This is a genomic window from Prauserella shujinwangii, assembly GCF_003001955.1.
GTDB lineage: Bacteria > Actinomycetota > Actinomycetes > Mycobacteriales > Pseudonocardiaceae > Qaidamihabitans > Qaidamihabitans shujinwangii.
The window spans coordinates 34,490-49,328 of sequence record NZ_PVNH01000002.1; the positions used below are offsets into that span (position 1 = coordinate 34,490).

Consider the following 14,839-nt stretch of genomic DNA (forward strand, 5'->3'; position numbering starts at 1 on the left):
CGACGTTCCTCACTCACCGGCGGTGAGCCGCTCCAGGGTGGCGGCCAGCCCGAGCAGCGTCGGCTCGCCCCCCGGCGGGGCGACGAGCTGCACGCCGATCGGCAGGCCGTCCGGGAAGCGTCCGAACGGCACGGAGATCGCCGGGAATCCGGCGAGGTTCCACATTCCGGCGAATCCGGCAAGGCTGACCGACGGGGCCGCGTTGGCCGCCCACGGCGACTCGTGCCAGCTGCGGGCCTTCGGCGGGCGGGTGGCCAGTGTGGGTGTCACCAGCACGTCGTGGGTGGCGAAGAAGCTCTCCGCCCGGCGTGTCCACTCCTCGGCGGTGCTCTCCCGCACCAGGCCCCGCCTGCGGACCGCCGCACCGAGCCGCAGGTGCGTCCGGGTCCGCCGCTGCAGCTTCGTCCGGTCGAACCCGTCGGCCTCGGCCTGCTCGGCCGGACCGGCGACCCACCGGGCCAGCAGCGCGAGCGGCATGGTGCCGTAGTCCGGCGTCGCCGGACCGACCCGGTGCCCGGCTCCGCCGAGCAGCTCCGCGGCCCGTTCGGCGGCTGCCTTGAGCCTCCTGGGCACCGGTGCCCTGGTCAGCGGGACCTGGGTCGACACCGCGACCCGCAGCGAGGCCGGTTCGCGCACGTCCGCCAGCTCGGGCCGTTCGGCGAGCACCGCGAGCAGCAGCGCGGTGTCCCCGGCCGTCGTGCCGAAGGCGCCGTGGGCCGACATCCCGTACCAGTGCCGCTCCGCCGGGTCGGTCACCACGCCGCGGCCCGGTTTGATCCCCACCAGCCCGCACATCGCGGCGGGCAGGCGGACGGACCCGAGCCCGTCGGTGCCGTGCGCCAGCGGCACCAGCCCCGCGGCCACAGCCGCCGCGCTGCCGCCCGACGAGCCGCCCGCGACGTACGACGGCTGCCTCGGGTTGCGGGTCACCACACCGGGCACGTCGGTCATCGGCCACACGCACAGCTCCGGCACGTGGGTGATCCCGACGATCACGGCGCCTGCCGCACGCAACCGCCGGACGACGTCGTGGTCCGCCGTGGCGGGCCGCGGATCGGAGCCGCGTGAGCCCCATGCGACCCGTTCGCCCTCGACCTCCACGACGTCCTTCACCGCGACGGGCACGCCCGCGAGTGGCAACCGCGCGAGGTCGGGCCGGTCGCGCAGGCGTTCCGCCTCGGACAGTGCCTCCCGGGACCGGACCCTGCGGAACGCTCCGACGATCCCGTCCGCCGCCTCGATCCGGGTGAGCGCCTCCTCGGTGGGCTCGGCCGGGTCGATCTCACCGCGCCGGACGGCCCCGGCGATCTCCGTCGCTGTGCGTGTCATCACCCCGGACTCTAGCTGCCGGGGGCGCCGGGTCCGATATCGTTCGCCCGAACGCAGGTGAGCTCCGGACGGATCCGCGCGATGACGATTTCGAACAGCGACAGCGCACCGGCGGCGGCACTCGCGCGACTGAGTGAGCCACTGATCGAGTTGTGCACCGCGAGCGCGGCGACCGTGCTGCCCCGGATCTCGCCGCGGCAGCTGCACGTCCTGCTCACCGTTCTGGCGGAGGAACCCATCACGCTCGGCACCCTCGGCAGGCGGCTCGGCGCGAGCCCGTCGGCCACCAGCCGCAGGTGCGACCGGCTCCAGGCCGCGGGCCTGCTCACCCGGACCGGCGGCCCGGCCGACCGGCGTACCGTGTTCGTGGGTGTCACCGCTGAGGGCAGGCTGCTGCTGCACCGGATCCGCGAGAAGCGGCACCGCGATCTGCGGCGGGTGCTCGACCGGATGGACGACGACCGGCAGCACGCGCTGCTGCGTGGCCTGCTGGCGTTCTCGGCCGCGGCGGTCGCGCCCTCCGGTGCCGGCGGAGAGAAACCGGCGTAGCGTCAGCGGAAACGGCCGGGCGGCAGGCTGGGCAGTACCTGGAGGACCGATGCAGGCGCGCCCTGGGGACGAGGCCGCGCGGGACCGCATGGCCAGGGAGATCGGCGTCGCCGCGGAGGCCGTCGTGCTCGCCTGGACGCGCGCCGCCGAGTCGGCACCCGCGACGGTGTCCGCGCCCCAGCTCAAGGCACTGCTGGCGATCGATCACCACGGCCCGGTGAACCTGGTCCGGCTTTCCGACCGCCTCGGCGCGCTGCCGTCGTCGACCAGCCGCCTGTGCGACCGGCTCGAGGTGAACGGTCTCGTCACCCGCGAGGCGGGCGCCACCGACCGGCGCGAGGTGACGATCACGCTGACCGCCCGCGGCCGTGCGGTGCTCGAACAGGTCCGGCAGGCCCGCCAGGCCCACTTCTCCCGGATCCTGGCGGGAATGACCCCCGCGGAACGCGCGGAGCTGCTGGCCGGCCTGCGCCGGTTCGCGCAGCTCGCGCCGCCGCCGGAGGACTGAGCGGGTTCCCGGGGAAGCGCTCAGGCCGAGCGCGTCCACCGGCAGAGCAGCAGGCAGACGTCGTCGTCGTGGTCGTCGGCCCCGAGCATCGAATGCAGCACCCGCTCGGCGCGCTGGTCGAGGTCGTCGGTGCCGGCCCCGGTGAACGCCCTGGCGAGCCGGTCGAGACCCGTGTCGATGTCGCTCGTCCGCCGCTCGACGAGCCCGTCGGTGTAGAGCACGATCGACGAGCCGGGGGTGAGCTGGCGCTTGTGCTCGGGGATCTCGCGCCGGAAGTTGATGCCCAGCATCGGCGCGTGCTCGGCGTCGAGGTAGGTGGCGTGCCCATCGCCGCTCTCCAGCAGCGGCGGCGGGTGTCCGGCGCTGGCCCAGCGCATGACGCCGGTGGCCTTCTCCACCTCCACCACCACCGCCGTCGCGAACAGCGAGGACGTCCACCCGCGGAGCAGCTGGTGCACCAGCCGCAGTGAGGTGGCCGGACCGTGCCCCTCCAGTGCGTACGCGTGCAGGGCATTCTGCAGCTTCCCCATCACGACGGCGGCGTCCAGCCCGTGGCCGGTCACATCGCCGACGGTCAGCACCACGGTCCCGTCCGGGCGAGACACGACGTCGTACCAGTCCCCGCCGACGTGGACGCCCCTGGTCGCCGAGCGGTACCGCGCGGCCAGGTCGAGCTCGGCCTGGGGGGTCAGCGACGGCAGCATCGCGTGCTGCAGGCGCTCGGCGAGCTCGTGCTCCCGCTCGTAGACGATCGCGTTGCGCAGGCCCACCGCGGCGCGGTCGGCGATGCCCCGCGCGAGGGAGACGTCGTCGGAGCCGAACTCCCGGTCCGCGCGGTGCAGGTCGAGCACCCCCAGCACGTGCGGTCCCGCGGTCAGCGGCACGCTCAGCCGGTGGGCGCCCTCCTGCGCCGGTTCCCGCGTGCGCAGCGCCTCCTGCGTCGTGGCGTCCGGTTGCGAAGCCGGATCGGCGAGGCACAGCAGACCCGTGTCGGTCGCCTTCCACACCTGGATGCGCTCGGCGAACTCGCGGCTGCTCAGCAGCGTGGCGACCACGTCGAGCATCTCCACCCCGTCGAGCGAGGTCGCCGACGCCCTGCTGACCGCGTCCAGAAAGGCGTTGCGCTGCCGCTGCCGGTCGATCTCGGCGTGCAGGGCGAGCAGCCCCGCGTTGGTCTGTTCCAGCTCCGACTGGTGCCAGCGCAGCTCGCGGTCCTGCTCGCGGGTCACCTCCACGAGCGCCCGGACCGCCTCCGCCAGGTCGGACGACGACGCGCCGGGACCCAGCTCGTCCACGATGACCCGGCGCACCCTCGCGGGCAGGCGCCTGCCGCGGAACGCGTGTTCCAGCTCAGCGGGCAGGGACGGCTGCTCCCCGGACCGGTCCCGGTCGCCCCGGGTCATGACGCGTCACCTCCGGCGATGACCACCACACACGCATCATCTCGACGGCGGCAGTGCTGGCCAAGTAGCCAGCCTGCCACGGTGGCCGGCTCGTGGCGCAACAGTCCGGGCCAGTCGCCCGCGCTCCACCGCTGCGACACCCCGTCGGTGTGCAGGACGAGCCTGCACTCGGAACTCCAGGTCCGCTCGGCGGGCCGGTGCGATCGCGACGTCCGGGGCCGCTTGCCGACGATGCCCGGATGGGAGACCAGCGTCTCGCCCGCCGTGTCCCCGCCCGCGTAGAGGCGGGCGGCGATGTTGCCCACGCCGCTGTACCGCAGGACGTGCCGCCGGTGGTCGATCTGGGCGACCGCGACCGTCGCGCCGCGCGTGCGCGCCAGCGCGTCGTTCATCACGCCGAGCACCTCGTCCGGCATACCGGCCGCCGACACGTGCGCCAGCGCGGCCGCGCTGGCTTCGGCGGCTCCCGGACCGTGGCCGAGCCCGTCGCTCACGGCCAGCGTCGTCACGCCGCGGCCCGTCGCGACCGCCCACGCGTCGCCGCTCACGGTCTCCCCGGGCGTGGTGTACTCGGCGGCGCCGAGCCGGACGCCGAGGGCGGAGTCCGCACCGGTGAGGTGCCAGCGGGCCAGCACGGCCGTACCCTGCGGCACCCGCGAGAAGACGTCGAACCGGTCGGCGAGACGACGGACGGCACCCAGGCCCGTACCCAGCGTCCCCGTGGTGGAGTAGCCGTCACGCAGGCACTCGTCGACCCGCCGGATACCCGGTCCCCGGTCCGCCGCGAGCAGGTCGAACCCGCCGGGCGTCGCCGCCACCGCGAACAGGCCGTCGACGGCGTACTTCACCAGGTTGGTCGCCAGTTCCGACGCGGCGAGCGCCACCCGGTCCACCGAGCTTCTCGGCAGTCCGGCGGCGCGCGCCCGGGACGTCGCGAGGTTGCGCGCCTGGTTGACGTGCACCTGCTGCGTCACGGCGACGGCGGCACCGGTCATCGTGCCGCCGGGTCGCGGTTAACGAAGGCCACCGTCACGGTGGTCCCTTCCCCTTCCGCGGTGCGCAGGTCGAACTCGTCGGCCAGCCTGCGCGCGCCGCTGAGACCCAGCCCGAGGCCGCCGGAGCTGCTGTACCCGTCCCGCAGCGCCAGCTCGACGTCCCCGATGCCGGGGCCCTCGTCGCGGAAGACGAGCCGCAGCGCCGTGGAGTCGGCCCGCTCCTCCAGCTCGATCTCGGCCGTGCCCCCGCCGCCGTGTTTGAGCGTGTTGCGAGCCAGCTCGCTCGCCGCTGTGACGACCTTGGTCTGGTCGACGAGGGAGAATCCCACCGAGACGGCGACCTCACGCACGGCCTGACGCACTCCGACGATGTCCATGTCGGTCCGGATCGGCACCTCGCGCACGGTGGGAACGATGGTCATGCCCCCTCCGAAGGTGCGGCTATCGAGCCCCCGAACAGGGCGAGCCCATCAGCCACGGAGAGGGCCGTCCGCAGCCCCGGCAAGGTCAGTCCGAGTTCGACGAGGGTGATCGCCACCTCCGGCCGCATGCCGACCACCACCGTCTCGGCGGCGAGCAGCGAGGTGGAACCCGCGATGTCGTGGAGGGTCCTGGCGAGGAACGAGTCGACGATCTCCAGCGCGGAGATGTCGATGAGCACGCCCCGCGCACCGACGCTGGCGACCTGCGTCGTGAGGTCGTGTTGCAGCGCGATGGCGTCCTGGTCGGTCAGCTCGCCCTGGATGGTGACGAGCAGGACGCCGTCCAGCTCGATCACTGCGGTCGCGCTCATGGGGAAATCACCCTAGGAATGCTGGTCGGAGACGACGGCCATCCCGGTAGTACGCAACGCGTAGCCGAGGGCGTCGGCGAGGGTGGCCCGGGTCGCCACCTCACCGAGGTCTATGCCGAGCTGCACCATCGTCTGCGCGATCTGCGGCCGGATCCCGCTGATGATGCACTCCGCCCCCATGAGCCGCGCCGCCATGGCGGTCTTGAGGAGGTGCTGGGCGACCATGGTGTCCACCGCGGGCACGCCCGTGATGTCGAGAATGGCCACCCGGGCCTGCTGGGCGACGATCTGCTCCAGCAGGTTCTCCGTCGCGGCCTGGCTGCGCATGCTGTCGAGGGTGCCGATGAGCGGGATCGCGAGCACCCCGTCCCACAGCTTGATGACCGGGGTCGACAGCTCGGTGAGCTGCTCCCGCTGCGCGCGGATGGTCTCCAGGCCCGCGTCCACCTCGAGTTCGAGCAGGACGGCCCGCAGCGTGTCCACCGCCGTGGACAGCGCGACGGCACCGTCGACGGCGTGCTCGGTGAGCCCGTCCGGCCCGGCGGACCGCCGGTGCTCGGTCCACAGCCGCAGCAACGGCGGCTTGAGCGCCGCGAGGTCGGGCCGGGCACCGTCACGCGAACCGGACACCACGGTGCCGAGCACGGACCTGGCCGCGGAGAAACCCTCGTGCCCCGAGTCGCCCTCGGCGCCGTCCCGGATGGCCTGCACCACCCCGGCGAGCAGCTCGGCGCTCTCCTGCTCGGTGTCGGCGGGGTCCACGTGGCTCAGCACGTTCGCCTCCGACCACGCCCGGAGAATGTCCGGCCTGCGTTCCCGGAGGAACTCGGCAAGCTCGTCGCGTACGTCCTGGGCGGTGACGGTCATGCTGAAGGCTCCCGGTCGGAATGGGCGTCTCGGGTCCACGGTCGCGAAATCTTTGCCTGCTGGCAAACTTAAGGCACGGCACCGTGCGGCGGCATCCGGGGTGCCGCCCGCCGACCACGACGACGGCGTCGACGAGTACCAGCAACCGGCATCAGGAGAACGCAGGACATGTCTGACGGCAACCGGCAGCCGGCTCCGGCCTCGACCGTGCGCGCGGAGCTGGTCAGCAGTGAGGGACGGATCACCCTGACCGGCGAGATCGACCACGGGGTGGCGCCCGAGCTGGACGCCGCGCTGGAGCGGTTGCTCTCGTCGGGCGCCGAACGGCTGGTCGTCGACTTCGCGAAGCTGTCCTTCTTCGACTCGGCGTGCATCAGCGCGCTCGTGCGGGCCCACGCCACCGTCAGCGAACGCGGCGGCACGGTGACGATCGTCAACGTCGACCGGTTCGCGCACCGCGTGCTCCAGATCGCCGGGCTGCTCCCGCTGTTCGAGATCGTCCCCGCCGAGGAGCAGGGCGAGAACTGAGACCCGCCGCTCGGCCTCCGGCCGCGGCCCGGTCAGCGGGACCGGACGCGGCGCAGCGCCCGGCCCGCCCGGCCGCGTGCCCTGCGATACAGCTCCATCGCGAGGTCGCGGGAGGAACGCGGCGCCGTGGCGGCGTCCAGACGGCCCCGCAGGTGGCCGATGCGCCCGCGCTGGTCGCTGCTGTGCCGGAGCAGGCCGGTCGCCGCGCGGATGGCGGCCGGGGCCAGGTCGGCCTCGGTCAGCTCGGTCGGCGACACGTACTCCCCGCCCGGCTGGTCGGCGGGCATGAGCTCCTCGAGGTCGCCCTCCACGCGGTAGCCCGCGACGCTCAGTTCGTCGATCAGCTCCCGCGAGCGCTTGCGTGCCCACTCCCGGTGCTGTGGCGGCAGGCTGAGGCCCGGCGAGTGCTTGCCGAGGATGTGCTCGGCGAGCTGGATGCGCACGAGGTGGTCGTAGCTGTCGTTGGGCAGGTCCATGACCTCGGCGTTGATCCGCCGCACCAACTCGGTCTCCACCACGCCCATCGACGAGTTCGAGCGCCCGCCCTCCGGGTCGTAGGCGTCCGGGTCGAGCCCGGTGACGGCGCAGAACCGGCGCCACAGCACGTCGCGCGGCCCGCCGGCGTGCGGCACGGTGACGAGGTGGATGTTCTCCGGCGGCACGACCTCAGCCCAGGTGCCGAGCACCCGCGCGGCGTCGTGCAGTCCCCAGAACATCTCCCCGAACGGCTCGGGCGCGTCGATGCCCTTCTCGACGAGGTCGTCGACGAACGTCTCCAGCGGCACCTGGTGCCGGTGCTTGATGTGTTCCTGCCAGTCCGAGACGAGCTGGCGCGCGAAGTCCCTCGCCGTGAAGACGACGTGCACGTCGGCGGGCCGGACCGTGCCGAGCCCGTGCTCGATCCGCTCGCGGGTCGCGCCACCGAGCAGCTCGTTGGAGACGATGACGGTGTCACCCGGCCAGTCCCGGCACCGCGCCGCGACGCGGTCCCAGGCGCCCGCGTGCTCGCCGGGCGGCATGCCGGCCCAGCCGATGCCGCGGAAGTCGATGGTCGAGCGGAACGACTCGTCGTGTCGCTCATACGGGTAGAGCACGCCGTTCCTCGCCAGCGCCTCACGGTTGCGGAGCAGGACGAGCTGGAGATAGGTCGTTCCGGTCTTCGGTGCGCCGACATGGAAGAAAACCCGCTTCGTCGCGGTCACGATGCCTCGCTTTCCCACCCCAGTCTCGGACCGCGCCATCCTAGGGGACGGCACCGCCACGATCGAGTGGACCTGAGGCGGGCGGAAACGGGCTCTTCGCGGCGGGACAATCAGCGCCGGGATCGGCCGGCGGCGAGCAGCTCGGGCACGGTGGCGAACTTGACCCGCGGCCGTCCCGCACGCTCCCCGCGCCGCCGCTCGGCGCGGTCGATCGACTCGGCCTCCCGCAGGCCGATGGCGTCGGGCCTGCGCTGCCGCACCAAGCGCGCGAACGCGGCCGCGTCGGCGCCCGGGGCGGTGAGGCGCCCGGCCGCCGCGTCGTCCAGCAGGGCGTCGACGGTTTCCGCCGCACACGCCCGGTTGGCCCCGATGCCGCCGGTGGCGCCACGTTTGGCCCACCCGACGACGTAGGTGCCGGTGCCGACGCGCCCGCGGTCGTGGGGGATGACACCGGTGTCCTCGTCGAACGGCAGCCCGGGCAGCGGCACACCCCGGCAGCCGATCGACCGCACCACCAGGCCCGCCGCGATGTCGCGCTCGCCGCCGGTGCCGGTGACCCGGAGGCCGCGCACCTGGTGGTCGCCGAGCACCCGGGTGGGTGCCGACCGGAAGCGCAGGACCAGCCGCCTGCCCTCGGGCGGGGGCAGGGCCAGGTCGACGGGCTCGGCGGGCAGGTCACGCAGCAGTCCGGCCGTCGCCGAAGGGGCCGCGGCCGCGAGGTCACCGGCCACGCCGCCGTGGTCGTCCACCACGATCTCGGCGCCGAGCCGGTCGCGCATCGCGAGGAACTCCGGCCGCGTGAACGCGGCCTGCTCGGGCCCCCTGCGCCCGAGCAGGACGACCTCGCGGACCTTGCTCGCGCGCAGTGCCGCGAGGGCGTGGTCGGCGATGTCGGTCCTGGCCAGTTCGTCCGGGTCGCTGAGCAGGATGCGGGCGACGTCGAGGGCCACGTTGCCGGTGCCGACGACGACGGCGCGCTCGGCGGACAGGTCCACGGCGTCCCCCGGCACGTCCGGGGCCGCGTTGCACCAGCCGACGAACCGGGTCGCCGGGATGCTGCCGGGCAGGTCCTCCCCCGGGATCCCCAGCGTGCGGTCACCGGCCGCACCCACGGCGTAGACCACCGCGTGGTGGTGTGCCGCGAGGTCGGCGTGCGTGATGTCGCGGCCCACCTCGACGTTGAGGTGCATCCGCACCCTCGGGTGCCGGTAGTTGGTGGCGAACCGGCGCCCGATGTTCTTCGTCGAAGGGTGGTCCGGCGCGACCCCGAACCGCACGAGCCCGCCCGGCACGGGCAGCCGGTCCAGCACCGTGACCTCGGCACTCGTCGACCGCAGCAGCGACTGGATCGTGTACCCCGCGGCGGGGCCGGTGCCGACCACGGCCACCCGCAGCGGGCCTGCCCCGGCGGGCAGCGAGCGGGGGAACTCGGGCGCGCCCCAGGTGTCGTCCGCCGGCTCGTCCCCGAAGTGCCGCCGGTTGAGCTCCACGTAGACGGCGTCGGGCCCGGTGAGCCGGTCGGCGGGGAACACCGCGTCGACCGGGCAGGCGTCCGCGCACGCCCCGCAGTCGATGCACGTCCGCGGGTCGATGTAGAGCATGTCCGTCGTGGCGAACTCGGGTTCGTCCGGTGTCGGGTGGATGCAGTTGACCGGGCACACCGCGACACACGAGGCGTCGGTGCAGCAGGTCTGCGTGATGGCGTAGGGCATGCTCGTTCCGTCAGATCATGTCCACGCGCTGGTAGATCGCCGTCGCGGACCGGGTCAGCAGACCGGCCTCGGACAGGAACTCCATCAGCCCCGCGCAGGCGTTGCGCATCATGGACTTGCGGTGCTCGTTGTTCGCGGCCGCGGCGACGGCGCGCTCGGTGTCGAGGCCCGCCGCCCGGTAGACACCGTGGTTGACCAGGCTGCGCACGATGACGGACGCGGCCGCGGCGATCAGGGCTGCGCTGTGGCGCCTGCGGAGGGTGCTGACGCCCGCCATGTGCTCGCGGATCTCCTGCCGGGCGAACTTCATGTGCCGCGACTCCTCGACCACGTGGATCCTCGAGCTGGTGCGCACGATGTCGAGGACGTTCTCGCCCCGCATCCAGTCGCGCTGCATGACGTCGAGCACCTCTTCGGCGACCAGCGTGCCGCCGTAGGCGACCTCGCCGCCCGCGACCGACTTGAACAGGCGCGCGGCCTCGACGATGAACCGGTGCGGGAAGTACGCGGGCACTCCCATCTTCTCGCAGATGCGCGCGAACATGATCGAGTGCCTGCACTCGTCGGCGATCTCGGTGAGCGCGAACTGGAACTCGGGGTTCGCCGGGTCCTTGACGTACTGGTCGCGGAGGATCATCTGCTGCAGGATCATCTCGAACCAGATGCCGGTGCTCATGATCGAGCACACCTCGTGCCTGGTGAGCGTGACGCGCTGCTCCTCCGTCATCTCGTCCCACAGCGGCGTGCCGTAGAGCGTGCTCCACTCCGGGTTCAGGCCGTACTGGCCCTCGGGGAGCGGGGCGGCCCAGTCGATCTCCGTGGCCGGGTCGTAGGACAGCGTCGCCGAGGACTCCAGCAACCGGCGGGAGACGTCCGGTTCCGCGGTCGCGTGCAGGCTCCTCGCGGTCGCACTGGTCATGTTCCGCACCTCCTCGGGCAGTTAAGCCGGACTCCCGGTAACAGGAACATACTGTACCCGCTATTTGGCGGGAGGTACAGCCGGTACGCCGTCGCCCGATAGGATCGCGTCGATGACCTCCTCCCCGGCGACTCGCCCGACCGACGGCCGCGCCGCACGCTGGGCGGGCCAGCGCGAGCGCCGCAGGCGCGAGTTCGTCGACGCCGCCCTGCGCGCGATCGCGAGCCACGGGCCGGAGGTCTCCACGGAGCAGATCGCCGAGGAAGCGGGCCTGGGCAGGACCCGGCTGTACAAGTACTTCGCCGACGCGGCCGACCTGCAGGGCGGGATCGCCGACCGGGTGACGGAGCTGATCACGGCGGAGCTCGCCCCGGCGCTGAACGCAGGCGGCACGCCGATGCGGATGATCAGGACCGCCATCGACGCGCACACCCGCTGGCTCGCCGAGCACGGCAACCTCTACCGGTACCTGACCATGCACTCGCTGTCCGCCCACGGCCGGGACGCGGTCACCGACGTGAAGACGGCGATCGCCCGGAACCTCACCGTGCTGTTCGAGCGGAACCTCGAACTGTTCGGCGCGAGCACCCGGCTCGCGGAGCCGGTCGCCTTCGGCGTGGTCGGTCTCGTCGAGTCCAGCACGGCGCGCTGGCTGGAGAACCCGGGCGATCTCGGCCGCCACGAGCTCGCCGACCTGCTGGCGACCTGGGTGTGGCGGCTGCTGGACGCCGCCCTCCGCGCCCAGGGTGTCGAGCTGGACCCCGACCTTCCGCTGCCCGTTCCGGGCGAGCCACTGGCCACCCGTGGCTGACCAGGCGTCGTTCGGAACCCGGTAGGCTGCCCGACCGAGCCAGTCGTACCCGTGCAGGGTCAGGGAATCCGGTCCGAAGCCGGAGCTGACGCGCAGCGGTAGGGGCGAAGGGCGGGGACGGCCACCAGGGCCGTGACCACTGGACCTCCGGGTCCGGGAAGGCATCCTCGCCCGGCCGAGCCCGAGCCCGAAGACCTGCTGGCTCCCGGCGCCACCCGACGTGTGCCGCCGGACGCCCACCGGGCTTCGCGTACGAGCCCCGAGCGAAGGACACCGATGCCACGTCATTCCGCACGCCTCCGCCCTGCCCTGCTGTCCGCCGCCCTGGTGGCGGCTCTCGTCGCCGGTGGTTGCGCCGCGCCGGGACCCGCCGGGGACGGCACCGGACCGCACCGGGTCACCCTGCGCAACTGCGATCGGGAGGTCACCGTCGAGGCGCCACCGCGGCGGGCGGTCAGCCTCAACCAGGGCACCACCGAGTTGCTGCTGGCGCTCGGCCTCGCCGACCGCGTGGTCGGCAGCGCCACCTGGACCGAACCGGTCCGGGCGGACCTCGCCGAGGCCGAGCGCACGGTGCCGCGGCTGGCCGAGGGCACCCCGTCGTTCGAGAGCGTGCTGGCCGCCGAGCCGGATTTCGTGATCGGCCTCTACCACGCGATCTTCACCGACGAGCGGGTCGCGTCCCGGGAGCGGTTCGCCGAGTTCGGCGTGCCCACCTACCTGTCGCCCACCAGCTGCCGTCCGGAGGCGGCCGTGCTCGACGAACCGGTGCGGCTGGCCGACATCTACCGCGAGGTCACCGAGGTCGCCCGGATCTTCGGCGTGCCGGAACGCGGCCAGGAGCTGGTCTCCCGGCTGAAGCAGCGGGTGACCGAGGCACGGCGGAAGGTCGCGGCCCTGCGGTTGCCCGACGACTTCTCGGTGCTGTTCTGGTTCGGACAGACGGAATCGCCGTACCTGGCCGGTTCCACCGGTTCACCGGCGATCATGACCAGGGCTCTGGGCATTCGCAACGCCTACGACGACGTGCGCTCGATGTGGCCCCAGGTCGGCTGGGAGGACGTGCTGCGCAGGAACCCGGACCTGCTCGTCCTCGCCGACCTGACCCGGGAGGGCCCTGGCCAGAGCCTTGAGTCCAAAAAGGAGTTTCTCACCGGCGATCCGGCCGTCGCGCGGCTCGACGCCGTGCGGGCCGGGCGCTGGCTGCCGATGCGAGGGACGGAGCTGAACCTGACGATCAGCACCGTCGACGGACTGGAGAAGCTCGCCGACAAGCTCGTCGAGCTGTACGGCGGGCCGTGAGCACGCCCGCGACGGTCGCGGGGCGGCGCGGGCTCCGTGCGGGCACACTGATCGCCACGGGCGTGCCCGCGCTGCTGCTGTCGATCGCGGTCGCCACCACCATCGGGCCCGCGAGCCTCTCGGTCGGTGACGTGCTCAGCGTGGTGGGAACCCGGCTCGGGTTCGGCACCACCGAGGTGTCCCGGATCGGGCAGGGCATCGTGTGGGATCTACGCCTGCCGCGGATCCTGCTCGCCGCGGTGTGCGGCGCCGGGCTGAGCGTGTGCGGCGCGGTGCTGCAGTCGTTGCTGCGCAACCCGCTGGCGGACCCGTTCCTCCTCGGCATCTCGGCTGGCGCCTCCACGGGGGCGGTCGCGGTGGTGGTGCTGGGCGCGGGATCCGGTGCGGTCGGGCTGACCACGGGAGCGTTCGCCGGCGCGCTCGTGGCGTTCGGACTGGTGGTCGCGCTGGCGACGGTCGCGGGTGGTGGCACGGCCAGGGTCGTGCTCGCCGGGGTCGCGGGCACCCAGTTGTTCTCCGCGATCACGTCCTATGTGGTCATCACGTCGGCGGACGCCGAGCAGACGCGGGGAGTGCTGTTCTGGTTGCTGGGCTCGCTGTCCCGCGGGCGCTGGCCCGACGTCGCTCTCACCGCGGCGGTCTGCGCCGCGGTGCTGGTGGTGTGCCTGGCCAGGGCGGGCGAGCTGGACGCGTTCGCGTTCGGGGTGGACGCCGCGTCCACGCTCGGCGTCTCGGTGCGCACGCTGCGCACGGTGCTGCTCACCCTCACGGCGCTGCTCACGGCCGTGCTCGTGGCGGCGGCAGGCGCGATCGGCTTCGTCGGATTGGTGCTGCCGCATGCCGCGCGGCTACTCGTGGGTCCCGGTCACCGGCTGGTCCTGCCGGTGACCGCGTTGCTCGGGGCGTTGCTGCTGGTGTGGGTGGACACGCTCGCGCGCACGGTCGCCGCGCCGCTGGAGGTGCCGGTGGGGGTGGTGACCGCGCTGGTCGGCGTGCCCGCGTTCGCCGTGCTGCTGGCTCGGGGGAGGTGGAGTTCGTGAGCCTGCGCGCCCGTGAGGTCTCGTGGACCGCGGCGGGGACCGTGGTCGTGGACCGGGTCAGCATGCACGTGGAGCCGGGCTCTACGCTCGGCGTGCTCGGCCCGAACGGCTCCGGCAAGTCGACGCTGTTGCGGCTGCTGGCGGGCCTGCGCAGGCCGTCGGCGGGTGCGGTGTACCTGGACGGCCGGGAGCTGGCCGGGCTGGGCAGGCGGACCGTGGCCCGGCGGGTCGCGGTGGTGGAACAGCAGGTCGGTACCGAGGTGGACCTGACGGTGGCCGAGGTGGTGGCGCTCGGCCGCACCCCGCACCGCGGCACATGGGGCGGAATGCGCGCCGCTGACGAGTCCGCTGTGGACGATGCGCTGGCGAGGACCGGGCTGACGCACCTGGCCCGGCGACGCTGGCACAGCCTGTCCGGCGGGGAGCGCCAGCGGGCGCAGATCGCCAGGGCTCTCGCGCAGGAGCCTGCGGAGCTGCTGCTGGACGAGCCGACCAACCACCTCGACATCGCCCACCAGCTCGACCTGCTCGGGCTCGTCCGGCGGTTGCCGGTCACCAGCGTGATCGCCCTGCACGACCTCAACCTGGCCGCCACGTTCTGCGACACGGTGCTGGTGCTCTCCGGTGGCCGCGCCGTGGCCGCCGGGCCGACCGGCGACGTCCTCACGGAGGAGCTGATCCGGCAGGTGTACGACGTGCGGTGCGAGCTCGTCCGCAACGGCCCCGGAGAGCGCCCGCACATCCGGTTCCTGCCCCGGTGACGGTCCACTTGTGACCCGATCGGGTGGGCACCACGGCACGGCTGTTTCCCGCGCCGGCGACGACGGCAACGTTCCGATCAGCGGCCGGAACGGCACCGTACGGTCGCCGCCGTGAGTCGA

At 73.3% G+C, this 14,839-nt stretch carries 16 protein-coding genes and 1 riboswitch; of the genes, 7 read left to right on the forward strand and 9 right to left on the reverse strand.

The window, feature by feature from the left end:
• Positions 1 to 9 precede the first annotated feature (9 nt).
• Positions 10 to 1,329 carry an amidase family protein gene (locus B0I33_RS03430; protein ID WP_106177066.1) on the reverse strand — a complete coding sequence of 440 codons (1,320 nt, stop codon included), beginning with the start codon at positions 1,327 to 1,329 and terminating at the stop codon, positions 10 to 12.
• 81 nt (positions 1,330 to 1,410) lie between these two features.
• Here B0I33_RS03430 and B0I33_RS03435 point away from each other — a divergent pair, with 81 nt between their 5' ends.
• A complete protein-coding gene (locus B0I33_RS03435; RefSeq protein ID WP_106177067.1) occupies positions 1,411 to 1,878 on the forward strand; it encodes a MarR family transcriptional regulator in 468 nt (155 codons plus the stop codon).
• A gap of 49 nt (positions 1,879 to 1,927) precedes the next feature.
• Entirely contained in the window at positions 1,928 to 2,386 is a 459-nt protein-coding gene (locus tag B0I33_RS03440) for a MarR family winged helix-turn-helix transcriptional regulator (RefSeq protein WP_106177068.1), read from the forward strand.
• Positions 2,387 to 2,406: 20 nt separating this feature from the next.
• Here the strand turns inward: B0I33_RS03440 and B0I33_RS03445 are convergent, their stop codons facing one another.
• Genes B0I33_RS03445 through B0I33_RS03465 form a run of 5 tightly spaced genes read right to left on the reverse strand, consistent with a single transcriptional unit; the run spans position 2,407 to position 6,444 of the window.
• Positions 2,407 to 3,789, reverse strand: coding sequence for a PP2C family protein-serine/threonine phosphatase (locus tag B0I33_RS03445; protein WP_106177069.1), 1,383 nt, complete (start codon positions 3,787 to 3,789; stop codon positions 2,407 to 2,409).
• Positions 3,786 to 4,784, reverse strand: coding sequence for an ATP-binding protein (locus B0I33_RS03450; protein WP_106177070.1), 999 nt, complete (start codon positions 4,782 to 4,784; stop codon positions 3,786 to 3,788). Before B0I33_RS03450 ends, B0I33_RS03445 begins: the two co-directional genes overlap by 4 nt.
• Positions 4,781 to 5,206, reverse strand: a complete 426-nt coding sequence (locus tag B0I33_RS03455; RefSeq protein WP_106177071.1) for an anti-sigma regulatory factor — start codon at positions 5,204 to 5,206, stop codon at positions 4,781 to 4,783. Before B0I33_RS03455 ends, B0I33_RS03450 begins: the two co-directional genes overlap by 4 nt.
• The gene (locus B0I33_RS03460; RefSeq protein WP_106177072.1) at positions 5,203 to 5,577 is read right to left on the reverse strand and encodes an STAS domain-containing protein; all 375 of its coding nucleotides are present in this window, start codon (positions 5,575 to 5,577) and stop codon (positions 5,203 to 5,205) included. The genes B0I33_RS03455 and B0I33_RS03460 overlap by 4 nt, the downstream gene beginning before the upstream one ends.
• 12 nt (positions 5,578 to 5,589) lie before the next feature.
• Positions 5,590 to 6,444, reverse strand: coding sequence for an STAS domain-containing protein (locus tag B0I33_RS03465; RefSeq protein ID WP_106177073.1), 855 nt, complete (start codon positions 6,442 to 6,444; stop codon positions 5,590 to 5,592).
• A 168-nt stretch (positions 6,445 to 6,612) separates the two neighbouring features.
• Between B0I33_RS03465 and B0I33_RS03470 the strand changes: the two genes are divergently transcribed.
• Positions 6,613 to 6,972: an STAS domain-containing protein gene (locus B0I33_RS03470; RefSeq protein ID WP_106177074.1), complete on the forward strand. Its 360-nt coding sequence runs from the start codon at positions 6,613 to 6,615 to the stop codon at positions 6,970 to 6,972.
• A 32-nt stretch (positions 6,973 to 7,004) separates the two neighbouring features.
• On the opposite strand, the gene B0I33_RS03475 is transcribed toward B0I33_RS03470, so the two are convergent.
• The 3 genes from B0I33_RS03475 to B0I33_RS03485 all read right to left on the reverse strand — a co-directional run bounded on the left by B0I33_RS03475 (position 7,005) and on the right by B0I33_RS03485 (position 10,805).
• Positions 7,005 to 8,174, reverse strand: a complete 1,170-nt coding sequence (locus tag B0I33_RS03475; protein ID WP_106177075.1) for a hypothetical protein — start codon at positions 8,172 to 8,174, stop codon at positions 7,005 to 7,007.
• Between the two features lie 110 nt (positions 8,175 to 8,284).
• On the reverse strand, positions 8,285 to 9,886 hold the full coding sequence (locus B0I33_RS03480) for a 4Fe-4S binding protein (protein ID WP_106177076.1): 1,602 nt from the start codon (positions 9,884 to 9,886) through the stop codon (positions 8,285 to 8,287).
• Positions 9,887 to 9,896: 10 nt separating this feature from the next.
• The gene (locus tag B0I33_RS03485) at positions 9,897 to 10,805 is read right to left on the reverse strand and encodes an AurF N-oxygenase family protein (RefSeq protein WP_106177077.1); all 909 of its coding nucleotides are present in this window, start codon (positions 10,803 to 10,805) and stop codon (positions 9,897 to 9,899) included.
• 112 nt (positions 10,806 to 10,917) lie between these two features.
• On the opposite strand from B0I33_RS03485, the gene B0I33_RS03490 reads away from it, so the two are divergent.
• From B0I33_RS03490 to B0I33_RS03505, 4 genes are all read left to right on the forward strand, one after another.
• Complete coding sequence (locus B0I33_RS03490) at positions 10,918 to 11,616, forward strand: TetR/AcrR family transcriptional regulator (RefSeq protein ID WP_106177078.1); 699 nt, start codon at positions 10,918 to 10,920, stop codon at positions 11,614 to 11,616.
• A gap of 36 nt (positions 11,617 to 11,652) precedes the next feature.
• Positions 11,653 to 11,821: riboswitch (cobalamin riboswitch) on the forward strand.
• A 71-nt stretch (positions 11,822 to 11,892) separates the two neighbouring features.
• The gene (locus B0I33_RS03495; RefSeq protein ID WP_245900422.1) at positions 11,893 to 12,918 is read left to right on the forward strand and encodes an ABC transporter substrate-binding protein; all 1,026 of its coding nucleotides are present in this window, start codon (positions 11,893 to 11,895) and stop codon (positions 12,916 to 12,918) included.
• On the forward strand, positions 12,915 to 13,958 hold the full coding sequence (locus B0I33_RS03500) for a FecCD family ABC transporter permease (protein WP_245900423.1): 1,044 nt from the start codon (positions 12,915 to 12,917) through the stop codon (positions 13,956 to 13,958). Before B0I33_RS03495 ends, B0I33_RS03500 begins: the two co-directional genes overlap by 4 nt.
• On the forward strand, positions 13,955 to 14,719 hold the full coding sequence (locus B0I33_RS03505) for an ABC transporter ATP-binding protein (RefSeq protein ID WP_106177079.1): 765 nt from the start codon (positions 13,955 to 13,957) through the stop codon (positions 14,717 to 14,719). Before B0I33_RS03500 ends, B0I33_RS03505 begins: the two co-directional genes overlap by 4 nt.
• Positions 14,720 to 14,839: the final 120 nt, after the last annotated feature.

Excerpts from the sequence above, each read along its gene's own strand:
- B0I33_RS03470 (WP_106177074.1), top strand. The coding sequence starts at position 6,613 with ATGTCTGACGGCAACCGGCAGCCGGCTCCGGCCTCGACCGTGCGCGCG.
- B0I33_RS03430 (WP_106177066.1), bottom strand. The coding sequence starts at position 1,329 with ATGACACGCACAGCGACGGAGATCGCCGGGGCCGTCCGGCGCGGTGAG.
- B0I33_RS03440 (WP_106177068.1), top strand. The coding sequence starts at position 1,928 with ATGCAGGCGCGCCCTGGGGACGAGGCCGCGCGGGACCGCATGGCCAGG.
- B0I33_RS03435 (WP_106177067.1), top strand. The coding sequence starts at position 1,411 with ATGACGATTTCGAACAGCGACAGCGCACCGGCGGCGGCACTCGCGCGA.
- B0I33_RS03455 (WP_106177071.1), bottom strand. The coding sequence starts at position 5,206 with ATGACCATCGTTCCCACCGTGCGCGAGGTGCCGATCCGGACCGACATG.
- B0I33_RS03450 (WP_106177070.1), bottom strand. The coding sequence starts at position 4,784 with ATGACCGGTGCCGCCGTCGCCGTGACGCAGCAGGTGCACGTCAACCAG.
- B0I33_RS03490 (WP_106177078.1), top strand. The coding sequence starts at position 10,918 with ATGACCTCCTCCCCGGCGACTCGCCCGACCGACGGCCGCGCCGCACGC.
- B0I33_RS03480 (WP_106177076.1), bottom strand. The coding sequence starts at position 9,886 with ATGCCCTACGCCATCACGCAGACCTGCTGCACCGACGCCTCGTGTGTC.
- B0I33_RS03495 (WP_245900422.1), top strand. The coding sequence starts at position 11,893 with ATGCCACGTCATTCCGCACGCCTCCGCCCTGCCCTGCTGTCCGCCGCC.
- B0I33_RS03465 (WP_106177073.1), bottom strand. The coding sequence starts at position 6,444 with ATGACCGTCACCGCCCAGGACGTACGCGACGAGCTTGCCGAGTTCCTC.
- B0I33_RS03445 (WP_106177069.1), bottom strand. The coding sequence starts at position 3,789 with ATGACCCGGGGCGACCGGGACCGGTCCGGGGAGCAGCCGTCCCTGCCC.
- B0I33_RS03460 (WP_106177072.1), bottom strand. The coding sequence starts at position 5,577 with ATGAGCGCGACCGCAGTGATCGAGCTGGACGGCGTCCTGCTCGTCACC.
- B0I33_RS03485 (WP_106177077.1), bottom strand. The coding sequence starts at position 10,805 with ATGACCAGTGCGACCGCGAGGAGCCTGCACGCGACCGCGGAACCGGAC.